This window comes from Streptomyces sp. NPDC056948, assembly GCF_042674225.1.
Taxonomy (GTDB): domain Bacteria; phylum Actinomycetota; class Actinomycetes; order Streptomycetales; family Streptomycetaceae; genus Streptomyces; species Streptomyces purpurascens.
Map to the genome: position 1 here is coordinate 1 of NZ_JBHUQX010000224.1, position 15,321 is coordinate 15,321.

Annotated in this window: 15 protein-coding genes; 4 read left to right on the top strand and 11 right to left on the bottom strand. The window is 72.4% G+C overall.

The window, feature by feature from the left end:
- Positions 1–39: 39 nt before the first annotated feature.
- Positions 40–1,323, bottom strand: coding sequence for an adenylosuccinate synthase (locus ACFTZL_RS26480; protein ID WP_382587582.1), 1,284 nt, complete (start codon positions 1,321–1,323; stop codon positions 40–42).
- 185 nt (positions 1,324–1,508) lie between these two features.
- Here ACFTZL_RS26480 and ACFTZL_RS26485 point away from each other — a divergent pair, with 185 nt between their 5' ends.
- Complete coding sequence (locus ACFTZL_RS26485; RefSeq protein ID WP_382587584.1) at positions 1,509–2,387, top strand: diacylglycerol kinase family protein; 879 nt, start codon at positions 1,509–1,511, stop codon at positions 2,385–2,387.
- 1 nt (position 2,388) lies between these two features.
- On the opposite strand, the gene ACFTZL_RS26490 is transcribed toward ACFTZL_RS26485, so the two are convergent.
- Positions 2,389–2,988 (bottom strand): Uma2 family endonuclease, encoded by a 600-nt coding sequence (locus ACFTZL_RS26490; RefSeq protein WP_382587586.1) that lies wholly within the window; start codon positions 2,986–2,988, stop codon positions 2,389–2,391.
- A 53-nt stretch (positions 2,989–3,041) separates the two neighbouring features.
- Positions 3,042–3,539 (bottom strand): GbsR/MarR family transcriptional regulator, encoded by a 498-nt coding sequence (locus tag ACFTZL_RS26495; protein ID WP_382587587.1) that lies wholly within the window; start codon positions 3,537–3,539, stop codon positions 3,042–3,044.
- 74 nt (positions 3,540–3,613) lie between these two features.
- Here ACFTZL_RS26495 and ACFTZL_RS26500 point away from each other — a divergent pair, with 74 nt between their 5' ends.
- The 3 genes from ACFTZL_RS26500 to ACFTZL_RS26510 are packed head-to-tail and all read left to right on the top strand — an operon-like array spanning position 3,614 to position 6,385.
- Positions 3,614–4,519 (top strand): ATP-binding cassette domain-containing protein, encoded by a 906-nt coding sequence (locus ACFTZL_RS26500; RefSeq protein WP_382587589.1) that lies wholly within the window; start codon positions 3,614–3,616, stop codon positions 4,517–4,519.
- Positions 4,516–6,114, top strand: coding sequence for an ABC transporter permease (locus ACFTZL_RS26505; RefSeq protein ID WP_382587591.1), 1,599 nt, complete (start codon positions 4,516–4,518; stop codon positions 6,112–6,114). Before ACFTZL_RS26500 ends, ACFTZL_RS26505 begins: the two co-directional genes overlap by 4 nt.
- A 46-nt stretch (positions 6,115–6,160) precedes the next feature.
- Positions 6,161–6,385, top strand: coding sequence for a hypothetical protein (locus ACFTZL_RS26510; protein WP_382587593.1), 225 nt, complete (start codon positions 6,161–6,163; stop codon positions 6,383–6,385).
- Here ACFTZL_RS26510 and ACFTZL_RS26515 read toward each other — a convergent pair.
- The 8 genes from ACFTZL_RS26515 to ACFTZL_RS26550 all read right to left on the bottom strand — a co-directional run bounded on the left by ACFTZL_RS26515 (position 6,369) and on the right by ACFTZL_RS26550 (position 15,130).
- Positions 6,369–7,586 carry a cytochrome P450 gene (locus ACFTZL_RS26515; RefSeq protein WP_382587595.1) on the bottom strand — a complete coding sequence of 406 codons (1,218 nt, stop codon included), beginning with the start codon at positions 7,584–7,586 and terminating at the stop codon, positions 6,369–6,371. The two genes, ACFTZL_RS26510 and ACFTZL_RS26515, sit on opposite strands and share 17 nt — an antisense overlap.
- Positions 7,587–7,686: 100 nt before the next feature.
- Positions 7,687–8,352, bottom strand: a complete 666-nt coding sequence (locus ACFTZL_RS26520) for a response regulator (RefSeq protein ID WP_382587596.1) — start codon at positions 8,350–8,352, stop codon at positions 7,687–7,689.
- Positions 8,349–9,689, bottom strand: coding sequence for a sensor histidine kinase (locus ACFTZL_RS26525; protein WP_382587598.1), 1,341 nt, complete (start codon positions 9,687–9,689; stop codon positions 8,349–8,351). The genes ACFTZL_RS26520 and ACFTZL_RS26525 overlap by 4 nt, the downstream gene beginning before the upstream one ends.
- A 107-nt stretch (positions 9,690–9,796) precedes the next feature.
- Entirely contained in the window at positions 9,797–10,483 is a 687-nt protein-coding gene (locus ACFTZL_RS26530; protein WP_382587600.1) for a response regulator, read from the bottom strand.
- Positions 10,480–11,874, bottom strand: coding sequence for a sensor histidine kinase (locus ACFTZL_RS26535; protein WP_382587602.1), 1,395 nt, complete (start codon positions 11,872–11,874; stop codon positions 10,480–10,482). The genes ACFTZL_RS26530 and ACFTZL_RS26535 overlap by 4 nt, the downstream gene beginning before the upstream one ends.
- Positions 11,867–13,084 carry an acyltransferase gene (locus tag ACFTZL_RS26540; protein WP_382587604.1) on the bottom strand — a complete coding sequence of 406 codons (1,218 nt, stop codon included), beginning with the start codon at positions 13,082–13,084 and terminating at the stop codon, positions 11,867–11,869. Before ACFTZL_RS26540 ends, ACFTZL_RS26535 begins: the two co-directional genes overlap by 8 nt.
- Positions 13,077–14,078 (bottom strand): alpha/beta hydrolase, encoded by a 1,002-nt coding sequence (locus tag ACFTZL_RS26545; RefSeq protein ID WP_382587606.1) that lies wholly within the window; start codon positions 14,076–14,078, stop codon positions 13,077–13,079. Before ACFTZL_RS26545 ends, ACFTZL_RS26540 begins: the two co-directional genes overlap by 8 nt.
- 185 nt (positions 14,079–14,263) lie before the next feature.
- Positions 14,264–15,130: an alpha/beta hydrolase gene (locus ACFTZL_RS26550; protein ID WP_382587608.1), complete on the bottom strand. Its 867-nt coding sequence runs from the start codon at positions 15,128–15,130 to the stop codon at positions 14,264–14,266.
- Positions 15,131–15,321: the final 191 nt, after the last annotated feature.

Here is a 15,321-nt window from a genome sequence, read left to right on the forward strand (position 1 = left end):
GGGTCACACCCTCGGTCACCGGCCGCGGCAGGAGGCGTCCTACAGGAACGAGTTGATCTCGATCGTCTCGTCCCGGCCCGGGCCCACGCCGATCGCGGAGATCGGGGCGCCCGACATCTCCTCCAGTGCCTTGACGTACGCCTGGGCGTTCTTCGGCAGGTCGGAGAAGGACTTGGCCTTGCTGATGTCCTCGTTCCAGCCCGGCAGCATCTCGTAGACCGGCTTCGCGTGGTGGAAGTCGGTCTGGGAGTACGGGAGCTCCTCGACGCGCTTGCCGTCGATCTCGTACGCCACGCAGACCGGGATCTGCTCCCAGCCGGTGAGGACGTCGAGCTTGGTGAGGAAGAAGTCCGTCAGGCCGTTCACCCGGGTCGCGTAGCGGGCGATCACCGCGTCGAACCAGCCGCAGCGCCGGTCACGGCCGGTGGTGACACCGCGCTCGCCACCGATGCGGCGCAGCGCCTCGCCGTCCTCGTCGAAGAGCTCCGTCGGGAACGGGCCCGCGCCGACACGGGTCGTGTAGGCCTTGAGGATGCCGATGACCCGGCTGATCTTCGTCGGGCCCACGCCGGCGCCGGTGCAGGCGCCGCCCGCGGTCGGGTTCGAGGAGGTGACGAAGGGGTACGTGCCGTGGTCGATGTCGAGGAGCGTGCCCTGGCCGCCCTCGAAGAGAACCACCTTGTCGTCTTCCAGGGCCTGGTTCAGGACCAGGACCGTGTCGGCGACGTACGGGCGGAGCTTCTCGGCGTAGGCCAGCAGCTCCTCGACCACCTGGTCGACGGCGATCGCGCGCCGGTTGTAGAGCTTGGTGAGGACCTGGTTCTTGATGTCGAGGGCCGCCTCGACCTTCTGGGTCAGGATCGACTCGTCGTACAGGTCCTGCACACGGATACCGACACGGTTGATCTTGTCCGCGTAGGTCGGGCCGATACCGCGCCCGGTTGTGCCGATCTTGCGCTTTCCGAGGAAGCGCTCCGTCACCTTGTCGACCGTGACGTTGTACGGCGTGATGATGTGCGCGTTGCCGCTGAGGAGGAGCTTGGAGGTGTCGACACCACGCTCGTTCAGACCGCTCAGCTCGGAGAGCAGGACCGACGGGTCGACGACGACACCGTTACCGATGACCGGCGTGCAGCCGGGAGACAGGATTCCGGAAGGGAGGAGGTGCAGTGCATACTTCTGGTCACCCACGACCACCGTGTGGCCGGCGTTGTTGCCGCCCTGGTAGCGCACTACATAGTCCACAGATCCACCGAGCAGGTCGGTGGCCTTTCCCTTGCCTTCGTCACCCCACTGAGCACCGAGCAGCACAAGTGCGGGCACGCGCGTACACCCCTTCCGGGCGGGGCATGTCCATGGTCGAGGGCGAACGCGGCGGTGTACCACCGCGTGCACCGCGACCACCGTTGGCCGCCAACCGTCGGACCGGATGCCCCGGAATAGACGAAGCCCCTGGCGCAATAGCGCAAGGGGCTCTTGCACAAAGATGCTACCCGAGGAAGCGAGGCATGGCCGAGGTGGCGACTTCTCCGACGTCCGAGCAGCTGCTGGTGGTCATCGACCCGGTCGCCCGCCGGACGGACAACGAGTCCGTACGGATCGCGAAAGACGTGCTCAGCGGGGGTGCCGGCACGAAGGTGTGCCTGCCGGAGGGACCGGAGGAGTTCGCCCGGGCGCTGGCCCGGCGGGGCTCGCGGCGCCCCGTGGTGGTGGGCGACGACCGGGCCCTGATCCGCGCGGTGTCGCTGCTGCACCGGCATCGGGAGCTGGCCGGATGCGCGCTGTCGGTGGTGCCGGTCGGTGGGGCCATGTCCCTCGCCCGTTCGCTGGGGGTGCCGACGGGGACGGTGGCCGCGGCGCGTGCGGTGCTCGACGGGGTCGAGCGGCGGATGGACCTGATGGTCGACGACAGCGACGGGGTGGTGCTCGGCGCGTTGCGCATACCGCCCCTCTCGCCCTTCCCGGCGGCCGAGGGGCCTCAGGACGAGGATCCGGAGGCGGCGACGGGCCACCCGTGGCTGCGGACCTGCCAGTCCCTGGTACGGACCCTGGTGCCGGCCGGCCGCCCGTCCCGGCTCACCGTCTCGCCGGAGCCCGGGCCGTCCCGGCTGCGGGTCGAGGTGGACGGGGAGACCCTCGTCGATCTGAACCAGCCGGTCGAGGCGGTGTCGGTGGCACCGGGCCCCGCGGGGATCGCGTCGGTGGAGGTCCGGCCGGTCTCGGTGGGCGCCGAAGCCTCTCCCCTGCTCGCACAGGGCCGCACGGTGACCGTCTCGGGCGCCCACTTCCGCTACCGGGCGGACACGGCGGTATCGGGCCCGGTACGGACCCGGACGTGGAGGGTGCGGGAAGGGGCTTGGGGGCTGACGGTGCCTGCGGTGTCGTGAGTCAGCTCTCGGGAGTCTGGAATCCGGCGGTGTCGAGGGTGCAGCCGAACGGGTCCGGGATGTCGAGCTTCTCACCGAAGGGCTTGGAGAGCCGGAGCTCGTATCCCTTCACCGACGGGGACCCGTAGACGATGGCCTGCTGCTCCTGCATGTCGAGGACCAGGTAGACGGGGACCCCGGCCCTGCCGTAGACCTCGGCCTTGTCGGTGAGGTCGTCGGTCCGGGTGGAGGGGGAGGTCAGCTCGGCTACGAAGGACAGGCTCTCGCCGTCCAACTGGTTGCTCTCCGTCTCGAAGACGCGTTCATGGGCCGCATGGATGTCCGGCCCGAAGGCCCGCTCGTGCCCTGGAAAGACATACAGAAACGGCGAACGCTCGATCACGTGCCGCTCGGGCAGATGCGGCTCCAGCTGGCTGCACACCAGACGCATGACGCGCCGGTAGTACCCCTTCGACCACGGCGACACGACGATGCTCCCCCTGACGATCTCGGCCTTGAAGCCGTCGGGCACGTTCAGCTCGTCGAGGAGGTGCAAGAGCTCCTCGAAGCCGCTGTGGGGCCTGGTGCCGCTCATCACCGGTCGCTCTGCCATGAGTGTCATGATGCGCCCTCCCCTTTGATGCGGACCACCCGCCACTCAGTGTAGCCAGCCGGTCACTCCGACCCGAACGTCTTGTCCCGGTGGACCCGCCAGCGCTCCATCATCGCCTCGACCTCGCCCTCCAGGAACTCGAAGAACGCGAGCGTCTCGGAGAGGCGGCGGCCGGCCGGGGTGGTGGCGCCGAGGCTGGTGACACCCTCGCGCAGGGCACCTTCCCAGCGCTTGAGGACGGCCTCGCGGTTGGTCAGGGCCTCGTACCACTGGTCGCCGTGTACCCGGTAGCGCTCCCGGCGCGAACCGGGCTCCCGTTCGCGCGAGACCATGTGCGTCTGGGCCAGGTAGCGCACCGCCCCGGACACCGCAGCGGGGCTGATGCGCAGCTGGTCTCCCAGTTCGGCGGAGGTCAGCGAGCCCTCGTCGGAGGCGAGCAGCGCGGCGAAGACCCGGGCGGGCATCCGCGGCATGCCGGCCTCGACGAGCTGCGCCGCGAAGGACTCCACGAACCTCGACACGGCCTCCGCGTCCCGGCCGCTCCCGGCTGATTCCGTCATGCGGTTCATCCTATCCATGATTCATACGGTTCCTTAACTTCACAAATTTCTGAAAGAAGCGTACGTTCTGAAGCATGACGAAGGCCATCACCGTCTCCGGACTGCACAAGTCCTTCGGACGGACGCACGCACTCGACGGGCTGGATCTGGAGGTCGCCTCCGGCGAGGTCCACGGCTTCCTCGGCCCCAACGGCGCCGGAAAGTCCACCACCATCCGCGTCCTGCTCGGCCTGCTGCGCGCCGACTCGGGCGCGGCCCAGGTGCTCGGCCGCGACCCGTGGACGGACGCGGTCGAGGCACACCGCCGTATCGCCTACGTCCCGGGGGACGTCACCCTGTGGCGCAACCTCTCCGGCGGCGAGGTCATCGACCTCTACGGCCGGCTGCGCGGAGGGCTCGATCCCCGGCGCCGGGCGGAACTGATCGAGCGCTTCGAGCTCGACCCCACCAAGAAGGGCCGTACGTACTCCAAGGGCAACCGGCAGAAGGTCGCCCTGGTCGCCGCGTTCGCCTCGGACGTCGACCTGCTGATCCTGGACGAGCCGACCTCGGGCCTGGATCCGCTGATGGAGGAGGTCTTCCAGCGGTGCGTCGCCGAGGAGCGCGAGCGGGGCCGCACGATCCTGCTCTCCTCCCACATCCTCAGCGAGGTCGAGGAGCTGTGCGACCGGGTGAGCATCATCCGCAAGGGCCGTACGGTCGAGACCGGGTCGCTCGCCGACCTGCGGCATCTGACCCGCACCAGCGTCCTCGCCGAACTCGCGGGCCCGCCCGACGGACTGGCGGAGCTGCCCGGCGTCCACGACCTCGAGGTGCGGGGGCGCCATGTCCGGCTCCAGGTCGACACCGACCGGCTGAACGGCGTACTGCGGTCGCTGAGCGAGTCGGGTGTGCGGTCGCTGACGTCGACGCCGCCGACGCTGGAGGAGCTCTTCCTGCGGCACTACCAGAACGAGGCGGACGAGGCGGCGGCCCGATGACGACCTTCGCGGTGCGGCCCGGCAGCTCACGCCAACTGGCCGGGACGGGCACGCTGCTGCGGTTCGCGCTGCGCCGCGACCGGCTGATGATCCCGGTGTGGATCGGGGTCAACGCCCTGATGGTCCTCTCCATGCCGAACACACTGGAGGGCCTGTACGGCACCCCGGCCGAACGCGCCGACCTGATCCGGCAGATGGCCACCAACTCCTCGCTGCGCGCGATGATCGGCCCCGTCTTCGACGACTCGGTCGGTGCCCTGACGGCCTGGCGGGTCGGCGTCTACGCGGGCGCCCTGGCCGCCGTGATGAGCCTGCTGATCGTCGTACGGCACACCCGGGACGAGGAGGAGAGCGGCCGTCAGGAACTGGTGGCGTCCGGGATGGTGGGGCGCCGGGCCTCCCTGACGGCGGCCCTGCTGGCGGCGGCGGTCGCGAACGCGGTACTGGCACTGCTGGTGACGGCCGGACTGGCCGGACACGGTGCGACCGGGGCGCTGGCCCTGGGCCTGGGGATCGCCGGAGCCGGGATGGTCTTCGCGACGATGGCGGCGATCGTCGCCCAGCTCACGGAGAGCGCGCGGCTGGCCCGTGGGCTGACGGCGGCGGTGCTGGGCGCCGCGTTCGTCCTGCGCGCGGCGGGCGACTCGGCGACGAACGACGGCTCGTCGGTACTGACGTGGCTGTCGCCGCTGGGCTGGCTGGAGAACCTGCGGCCGTACGCGGACGAACGCTGGTGGGTGGCGGCGCTGATCGCCGGGGCGGTCCTGGTCCAGGGCGCGGTGGCCTACGGGCTGGCCGGCCGCCGGGACATCGGCATGAGCTTCCTGCCGACCCGGCCGGGACCGGCCACCGGCCGGCTGGGCAGCGCGGGCGCGCTCGCCTGGCGGTTGCAGCGGGGCGGTGTGCTGGGCTGGAGCATCGGCTTCCTCCTCGCCGGGGTCGTCTACGGCGGTATGACCGAGGGCGCGGCCGACCTGGTCGGCGACAACGAGAACGCCCGGCGGATCTTCGAGCGGATGGGCGGTCAGTCCGGCCTGACGGACGCGTTCCTGGCCTCGATGGTCGGCATGCTCGGCCTGGTCGCGGCCCTGTACATCGTGGCGTCGGTGCTGCGGCTGCACGGCGAGGAGACGTCGGGCCGGGCGGAACCGGTCCTGGCGAACGCGGTCGGGCGCGTGCGGTGGGCCGTCGGACATCTGGCGATCGCCTTCGGCGGTGCGGCGCTCCTGATGCTGCTGGCCGGCCTGGGCTTCGCCCTCGGCTACGGCAGGGAGATCGGCCCGATCCTGGGGGCGTGCCTGGTGCAGCTCCCGGCGATCTGGGTGATCGGCGGTCTCACGGCCCTGCTGATCGGCGTACTGCCCCGGGCGGCAGCGGCGGCCTGGGGCGTCGCCGGAGCGGTGCTGCTGATCGGCTGGGTCGGGCCCGCGCTGGACGTGCCCCAGGCGGTGCTGGACCTGTCGCCCTTCGGCCATCTGCCCAAGCTGCCGGGCGGGGAGATGGAGTGGGGGCCGGTGCTGGTCCTGCTGGGGCTGGCCGCGGTGCTGGTGGCCGGCGGCCTGGCGGGGTTGCGGCGCCGGGACATGACGACCTGAGCGGCGACGGGAACTGCCGAGCGGCCCGCGTACGTCCATGCCGAGCATGGGACAACGTACGCAGGCCGCGGCCGGGTGTCTGACCGCGGCCGTCGGCGCGGGGGCGGGACTCGCGGTGTGGGCCGTGGGCGTCCGGGAGCGGCTCCGGCGGTTCGAGGCGGCCCCGGACTGGAGCGTGCTCTACGCCGAACTGCCGCTGGCGATCCTCGGCGGGGTCGCCGCCGCCCTGACGGCCTGGGCCCTGCTCCGGCGTCTCAGACCGCGACGCTGAGCCCCTCAAGACCCCGGATCACGAAGTTCGGCTTGAGCTGCGGCTCCTCGGCGAGGCGCAGCGCCGGGGCCTTCTCCAGGAGGGCCGTCATGGAGGCCGCCAGCTCGATCCGTGCCAGCGGCGCGCCGATGCAGTAGTGGATGCCCGCGCTGAAGGAGATGTGCGGGTTCTCCTCGCGGGTCAGGTCCAGGCGTTCAGGGTCGGAGAAGACCGCCGGGTCGTGGTTGGCGGAGCCGAAGAGCAGGGCGATCTCCGCGCCGCGCGGGATCGTCGTGCCGGCGATCTCGATGTCGTCCAGGACCCAGCGTTCGAAGAGCTGGAGCGGGGTGTCGTAGCGCATCAGTTCTTCGACGGCGGAGGGGACGAGGGTGTGGTCGGCGCGCAGGGCCGCCAGTTGGGCCTCGTTGCGGAACAGGGCGTACCAGCCGTTGACCGTGGAGTTCACCGTGGCCTCGTGGCCGGCGTTCAGGAGGAGGACCGCCGTCGAGATCATCTCCTGCTCGGTGAGACGGTCGCCCTCGTCGTGCGCCTCGATGAGGCCCGAGATCAGGTCGTCGCCCGGTTCCTTGCGGCGGGCCGCGATCAGTTCGCGCAGGTAGTCGGAGAACTCGACCGACGCCCTGACCGCCTGCGCCGCCGTCTCCTCGGACGGGTTCAGCTCGTACATCCCGCAGATGTCCGCCGACCAGGGGCGCAGCGGGGCCCGGTCGGACTCCGGGATGCCGAGCATCTCGGCGATCACGGCGACGGGGAGGGGTTCTGCCACGTCCGTGAGCAGGTCCCCGCCGCCGGCCGCCGCCAGCGCCGACACCAGGTCGTCGGCCAGGCCCCGCACATACGGCTTCAGCCGCTCCACCGTGCGCGGCGTGAACGCCTTCGACACCAGGCGCCGGATCCGGGTGTGGTCCGGCGGCTCCAGGTCGAGCATCCCGTGGTCGTTGAGCGTGTGGAACGGCTCGTGCTCCCGCGGCGGCGCGGTGCGGCCGAACTCCTCGTGCGTGAAGCGGTGCTGGTACGTCCGGCCGAGGCGCCGGTCGCGCAGCAGGGCCGAGACGTCCGCGTGGTGCGGGACGAGCCACTGGTTCGTGGGCTCGAAGTAGTGCACGCGGCCCTTGGCCCGCAGCTCGGCGTAGGCGGGGTACGGGTCGGCGAGGAACGCCGGGTCCCATGGGTCGAACGCGAGGTCGAAAGCAGCTGCCATGGACGGACGCTAGCCCGGATCCCCGTCTCCGACCAGGGGTGTTCCGGTATGTCGGTCTGTCGCCCCGGGGCCCGAGGGCCTGCGGGGCGACGTCCCCCGGTCAGCCCGGCGTCACCAGCCGCGCCTCGTACGCGAACACCGCCGCCTGGGTGCGGTCCCTGAGGCCCAGCTTCACCAGGATCCGGCTGACATGCGTCTTGATCGTCGACTCGGCGACCACCAGCCGCTCGGCGATCTCCGCGTTCGACAGACCCTGCGCGATCAGAACCAGCACCTCCGTCTCCCGCTCGGTGAGGTCCCCGTACGCCGCCTGCGCGGAGGGCATGAGGCGCGGGGTCTCGGAGAGCTTGGAGAACTCGGTGATCAGACGCCTGGTCACCGAGGGGGCCAGGAGGGCCTCCCCGGCGGCCACGATCCGCACCCCGTCGGCGAGCTGGCGGGCCGAGGCGTCCTTGAGGAGGAAGCCGGAGGCTCCCGCGCGCAGCGCCTGGTACACGTACTCGTCGAGGTCGAAGGTGGTGAGCACCAGCACCTTCGCCGCGCCGTCGGCGGCGACGATCTCGCGGGTCGCCTCGATGCCGTTCAGCTCGGGCATGCGGATGTCCATCAGCACGACGTCCGGGGAGAGCTCGCGGACCTTCGCGACAGCCTCCCGGCCGTTCACCGCCTCGCCGACGACCTCGATCTCCGGCATCGCGTTCAGCAGGACCGAGAAGCCCTCGCGCACCATCATCTGGTCGTCCGCGATCAGTACGCGAATGGTCATGCGTCACCCTCGTCCGGCAGTGCGACCGGCAGGAACACCGCCACCTCGTAGCCATCGTCGTCCGTCGGGCCCGCCGTCATCTCGCCGTTCAGCATCGACACCCGCTCCCGCATGCCCGTGATGCCGTGCCCGGCGCCGGGCGAGGGCTTGATCAGACCGGGGTTCGGCGGCGGGCCGTTGACTATGCGCAGACCCAGGCCGCCGAGCACATAGCCGATCTCGACCCGGGCGGTCGCGCCCGGCGCGTGCCGCAGGGTGTTGCTCAGCGCCTCCTGCACGATGCGGTACGCCGACAGCTCCACGCCCTGGGGCAGTTCGCGTACCGCCCCGGTCACCACCTTGTCCACGGTCAGCCCGGCGTCCCGCACATTGGCCAGCAGCCCGTCCAGCTCGGCGAGCGTGGGCTGCGGGGCGTCCGGGGCCTCGTAGTCCTCGGCGCGCACGACGCCCAGGACGCGGCGCAGTTCGGTCAGGGCCGCCACCGCGTTCTCCCGGATCGTGGCGAAGGCCTTCTCCAGCTCCGGCGGTGGGTTCTCCACCCGGTAGGGCGCGGCCTCCGCCTGGATGGCGACCACCGACATGTGGTGGGCGACGACGTCGTGCAGCTCGCGGGCGATCGTCGTGCGCTCCTCCAGCAGGGTGCGGCGGGACCGCTCGTGCGCCGTGACCGTCTGCTGGGCGGTGACCTCCTGCACGGCGTCCCGGCGGATGTGCCGGACGGTGACGGAGAGCAGGATCAGGGCCGAGAGGATCAGCATGGGCCCGGAGTTGCTGCCGTACATGGAGGTCGGGCCGATGCCGCTGTCCGCGACGATGGCGTACAGCGCCGTCAGCACCCACATCCACCCGGCCGTGCGCGGCCTGGTGCGCATCGCCACCACCGTCAGCACGGTCAGATGGCAGGCGAAGCTGCCGGCCGCCCAGGGCCATTCGCCCCAGTGGCTGCCGACCACGGCCACGACCGGGGTGGAGACCATGGACGCCCAGAACGCCCCCACCGGCCGCACCATGGTCAGCAGCACCGGAACCGCGCAGAACAGACCCATCAGCGCGGCGGGTCCGCCGGAGTCGACGGTGGCGAAAGCCACGGTGATCAGGGCCGCCGCGACGATCAGGGCATGCCGCGTCCAGGCCGCGTACTCCCGCAGGCGGCCGGGCAGCCGCCGGGCGAAGCGCCCGTCCGTGCGCCGGCCCGGCAGCGGCCGGTAGGCGAAGGCGTCATTGATCAGGTCCTGCCGCAGCCCGCGCAGGGAGTCCACCGCCACCCGGTACTCCGGGCTGCGCGGCTTGGCCCTGTCCCCCGGCGGCATGGTCTGCATGTGAGTCGTCTCGGTCACGTACAGAAAGGTATGCGCACCCCCGGGTCCCGGTCGTCCCCAGTGAGAGGGGTTCCCCGGGGTCCCTCTCAGGTACTACGGGGGCGGCGCATTCCGGTGGCGGTGCCTCAGTACCCCGACGGACGCACCAGCCCCGACTCGTACGCGAACACCGCCGCCTGCGTCCGGTCCCTGAGGCCCAGCTTCACCAGGATCCGGCCCACGTGCGTCTTCACCGTCTGCTCGGCGACGAAGAGGTGCCGGGCGATCTCCCCGTTCGACAGGCCCTGCGCGATCAGGGCGAGCACCTCCGTCTCCCGCTCGGTCAGAGCGCCGATGCGTTCCTTGAGCGGGGCCCGGGGCCGGTCGTCCAGCCGGGAGAACTCGGCGATCAGCTTGCGGGTGATGACCGGGGCGAGCAGCGCCTCCCCGGCCGCCACCACCCGGACCGCCTCGGCGAGCTGCTCCGACGACGCGTCCTTCAGCAGGAACCCGGAGGCCCCGGCGCGCAGCGCGTCGTACACGTACTCGTCGAGGTCGAAGGTGGTGAGCACCAGCACCCTGATGTCCGGGTGCGCGGCCGTGATCAGCTCGGTGGCCTCGATGCCGCCGACCCCGGGCATGCGGATGTCCATGAGGACGACGTCCGGGGTCGTCTCGGCGGCCTTCGCGATGGCTTCCCGGCCCTCCCGGGCCTCGCCGACGACCTCTATGTCGGGCTGGGTGCCGAGCAGCACGGTGAAGCCCTGCCGGACCATCGCCTGGTCGTCGACGATGAGTACCCGGATGGGATGGCGCGTGCTGCCGCTCGTCATGGAGTTCCTGCCTCGGGGTCGGGGAAGTGGTAGGTGATCTGGTCGGTGCCCGGTGCCGGGTCGGCGGGCGGGGAGTCCGGGAGGAACGCGGTGACCTTGAAGCCGTCCCAGTGCCACGGGTGCGCGGTCATGGTGCCGCCGAGCATGGCGACCCGCTCCCGCATGCCGAGCAGTCCGTGCCCCGCGCCGGTGGACGGCGGCGCCGGTCCGGTCGGCCGGGAGTTGACTATCTCCACCTCCAGGCCGTCCGACTGGTACGTGAGACGGACCTTGGCGCTCGCGCCGGGCGCGTGCCGCAGGACGTTGCTCAGGGCCTCCTGCACGATCCGGTACGCCGACAGCTCCACGCCCGGCGGCAGCGGACGCCGCTCGCCGTTGATCTCGGTGGTGACCTCGCGGCCGGCGGCCCGGGTGTTCTCCACCAGCGCGTCGAGCCGGTCGAGGGTGGGCTGCGGTGCGTGGGCCGCGGCGTCCCCGCCCGGGCCGAGGGGCGCCTCCCCCGGCCCGGGGTGCTCCGAGCGCAGCACGCCCAGCACCCGGCGCAGCTCGGTCAGCGCCTCCACCGCGTTCTGCCGGATGCCCGCGAGGTTCTCCTTGAGCTCGTCGGGCGGGTTCTCGACGAGATGCGGGGCGACCTGCGCCTGGATGGAGATGACCGACATGTGGTGCGCCACCACGTCGTGCAGCTCCCGCGCGATACGACTGCGCTCCTCCAGCAGGGTGCGCCGGGTGCGCTCCTCGGCGGTGAGCGTGGTCTGCTCGACGAGTTCCGCACGGGCCTCGCGGCGGCCGCGCAGGGCGGTGCCGACGACCACGACGACGGCGGACAGCGGGATCGCGATCGCGCCGGTGGCGTCGTAGTTCACACCGGCCGACCACCAGCCCTGGAGGACGGAGGTGAGCACCACCGTCACGACCAGCGCCTCCACCGCCGCGCGGGTGCGCACGCGCAGCGCGAGCAGCAGCAGCACGAACAGATGGGAGATGATCCCGGCCGCCGTCCAGGGCCAGGTGTAGGTCTCGGCATCGGAGCCCAGCCGGCCGTGCAGCAGGGCGGCGCCCAGCACCCAGCTCACCGTGGACAGCCACCACCCCGGGACCGGCCGCCACATCCCGAGGATCATGGCACCGGCCTGCCCGCCCGCGACCAGGAACGCCGCCCCGGGGTTCAGCTGGCCGTTGTCCACCATGTCGCCCATGGCCCCGACCAGGGCGCCGAACGCGGCCAGGCACACCAGGCCGTGCGGCAGCCAGCGCAGCCAGGTGGAGGGCGGCAGCGGGTCGGCCCGGACCGTCCACAGGTCCTCGCGCAGCGCCCGCAGCCAGCCCCTGACGCGCGCTCGCAGCGCGCGGCCCGCCCCCGTGTCCGTCACGCGGCCCAGCCTAGACATGGCGGGCCTTCGCCGCTGTCCCTCGACCGGACGGCTGGTGCGCCCGCACCACCCGCGACCGGCGGCCCCGTCGGCCACCCCGCGCGCCCTGCTCGCCGCACCGGAAGGCGGCCCAGCAGACCGCGAGGGCCAGGACGAACACGGGAAGCCACAGGAGCCGGGCCCCGACCCAGTCGAGCCCGTCGGGCCGCGTGTGCAGCCCAGGGAGCCGGCCCGCGAGGAGGCCGGTGGCCGTCGTGGCCATCAGGGCCGTCTGGTGCCACAGGAAGATGGTCATCGCGGAGAGGTTGACGAGCGCCACCGCCGCCCAGGCCACGGGCCGGCGCATCGCGTGCCGCAGCCGCTCGCGCAGCAGCAGGGCGAGACCGCACTGGGCCAGGCCGAAGGTGACGACGGCCAGCGTCGGCGGGTCCAGGTTGGACATGCCCTCGCCCGGGACGCCGACCATCGACGCCGGGTAGCCGGCGAAGGCCACGAGCGCGGCGGTCGCCGCCGCACCGCAGCCGAGCAGGACCCAGCCCGCGCGGCGGCCCTCCAGCTCGCCCCGGGTCCAGGCCGCGCCCAGGGTGTAGGGCACCATCCAGCCCGCCGCCACGTTCACCCAGCCCAGCCAGGAGGGGCCGCCCAGGCCGAACCGCACAAGGTCCACGTGCAGTACGACGGCCAGCGGCCACAACGGGTTGAGCCGGGTCAGCAACGGGGTCGCCGCCGTCAGCGCGGCGAACACCACGAGGAACCACAAGGGGGACAGGGCCAGCTTCACCAGCGTGCGGACCGTCCCGAACTCGGTGCCCGACAGCAGCAGCGCGAGCGCGGCGATCGTCCACAGGCCGAGGACGGCCACGACCGGCTTGAACAACCGGGTCAGACGGCCCGTCAGCCAGCGGTGGTACGGGACGCCCCGGGCGCGGGCCGAGACATAGCCGCGGGTGGCGACATGGCCGCCGACCAGGAAGAACACGGCGAGTGTCTGGAACATCCAGGAGACGGGCGTCAGCCAGGGCATGTCCTTGAGCGGGCTCGCCGTGCGCAGGGCGTGGCCGTCGGAGACCAGGGCGGTGACCAGCCAGTGGCCGAGGACGACGCCGAGCACCGCGGCGGCGCGCAGGGCGTCCACGGCCCGGTCCCGGTCGGCCGGGGTGGCCGTACCGATGCGGTCGGCTCCTCGGAGCACCGCGTGCCGGAGCCTTCGTACGCCGATGTCAGTCATGCGTCACCGCCTTGGTCTCGCCCAGGACGATCCGGGTCAGGTTGGTCAGGGAGGCCGAGCCGGGCCTGAAGTAGTCGCTGTGGCCGCCGTCGCCGGCCGCGAAGACCCGGGCGCCGAAGGCCGGGGAGACGGGGTCGGTGCCGAAGCCGACGGTGGTGCCGAACAGTTCCGCGCTGAGGTGCGGGACGTTCGCCACCCAGTCGTCGCCGCCGCGGGCCGCCCAGACGCGGGCGCGGGTGTGCAGGGCGGCGGCGGAGTCCGCGCCGGTGCCGGGGCTGCCGACGAGCACGAGGTCGTCGACGGCGAGCCCGGCGGCGGCCCGCCCGCAGACCACCGAGCCGTACGAATGGCACAGCAGCGAGACGCGCGGTCCGTCGCCCGCTATGGCGCGCAGGTCGGAGACCAGGGCGCGCAGCCGCGGGGCCGCCTGCTCCGCCCTGCCGGTCGTCGTGACCGTCGGGCTGACCGTGCCCGGCGTCTCGTAGCCCAGCCAGGCCACCACCGCGGTGCGCGTGCCCGCCGGGGCCTGCCGGACGAGCTGCCCGTACAGCGCGGCGGCGGCCGCGTGGAACCGGCCGTAGGTGTCGAGGCCCGTGTCGGAGCCGGGGACCAGAACGGCTATCCGGTCGGCCCGGCCGAGGTCGCCCAGGACCTCCGTCACCCGGCCGGAGCCGCGGCCGTCGAAGGCGAGAAGATGCCGGGCCGGGGCGGCCAGGGAACGGTCCGTCGCGGCACGCCCCCGGTCGTGATGGCCGGCGGCCATGCGGGCCGCTTCGGCGGCGTTGGCGCGGTTGGCCGCGTACGCCTCGTCCAGCGTCGACGCGCTGAGCGGAGCGAGAGAGGCGGGTGCGGGAGCGGGGATCTCCGGCCGCACCGCCCCGGAAAGAGGGAGAACCACCGCCCCCGTGACGAGAGCGGCGAGCGCGGCACGACGCCATCGGCCGACGCGGCGCCGGCCTCCGTCACTACGGCGGTACCCCGATGCGAACCCCATGGTCGTCCCCCTCCAGCACACCCGGCCATCGGGTCGGCATGGAGGGGAAGTTACGGAGCCGGACGCGTCGTCCGCGTCCCACCGGGGAACTCACCTGCGGAGTGGCTCTCAGGTACTACGGGTATGACCGGGGGACTACACCTACGGGTACACCGGGAGAGCCACCCACCCGGCCGGAAGGCCCTTCACCAGGCCAACTGCTCGATCTCCTCGGCCACCACGGCACACGCGTCCGCCGCCGGGTCGATGAGCGGGAAGTGCCCCACGTCCTCCAGCAGCGTCACCCCCACCATCTCCCCGGCCTTCGCCGCCGCCTCCGCGTACGACTCGGCGACCATCTGCGGCACATCGAGGTCCGCGCGGCCCTGGACGAGGGTGGTGGCGATGCCGGTGGGCAGCAGCAGCGCCGGGTCCGCGTACGGCTGCCGCTCGGCGAAGTGCTCGTCCCCGCCCAGGAGTTGGCGTACGGCGCCCCCGCACACGTCCAGCTTGTCGGCGACCGCGAAGTCCGCGATCGGCGCGAGGGCGACCACGCCCCGCAGGGCCGCCAAGCCGCCGGAGCGCCAGGGCGAGCCGGCCGGCAGGACGTGCCGGGCGGCACCCCACAGGGCGAGGTGCCCGCCCGCCGAGTGGCCGGTGAGGACCGTACGGCGCGGATCGGCCTGCGGCAGCAGTTCCCGTACCAGCGCCGGGAGGGCGTCCATGGCGGCGGCCACGTCGTCGAAGGTGTCGGGCCAGCGGCCCGCGAGGGAGTCGTCGCCGCCACCGCACCGGTACTCGGCACTGGCCACGGCCAATCCGCGACGGGCGAGGAAGTCCGCGAAGGGGCTGATGTGACGCCGGTCGTACGGCGCCCGCCAGGCACCGCCGTGCAGCACGAGGACGACCGGGGCGGGCCCGCCCGGGCCGGCCTCCCCGCGCGGGGCGTAGAAGTCGATCACCTGGTCGGGGTGGTCGCCGTAGGCGGCGGTGGCGTCGGGGCCGACGGGCTCGTGGGAGAACGCCGACTTCTCCTCGGCAGCGGCCCGTGCTGCTGCGACGTCGTCCGTCATGCTCCAACCTTCCAGCGAAACGTACGGGCGGACCAGGTGAGAAGTCGGCCGTTGGCCGGGACGGTACCAGGCACGTGACATGCGCGGACACCGTGGATGTCACGCTGGGTGAAGATCGGACGGTTCAGCCGTTTCCTTGCGTCTGCGGCGAGTTGGTGACGAACGGCGGGTCGGGAACGAACGGCCCCCGC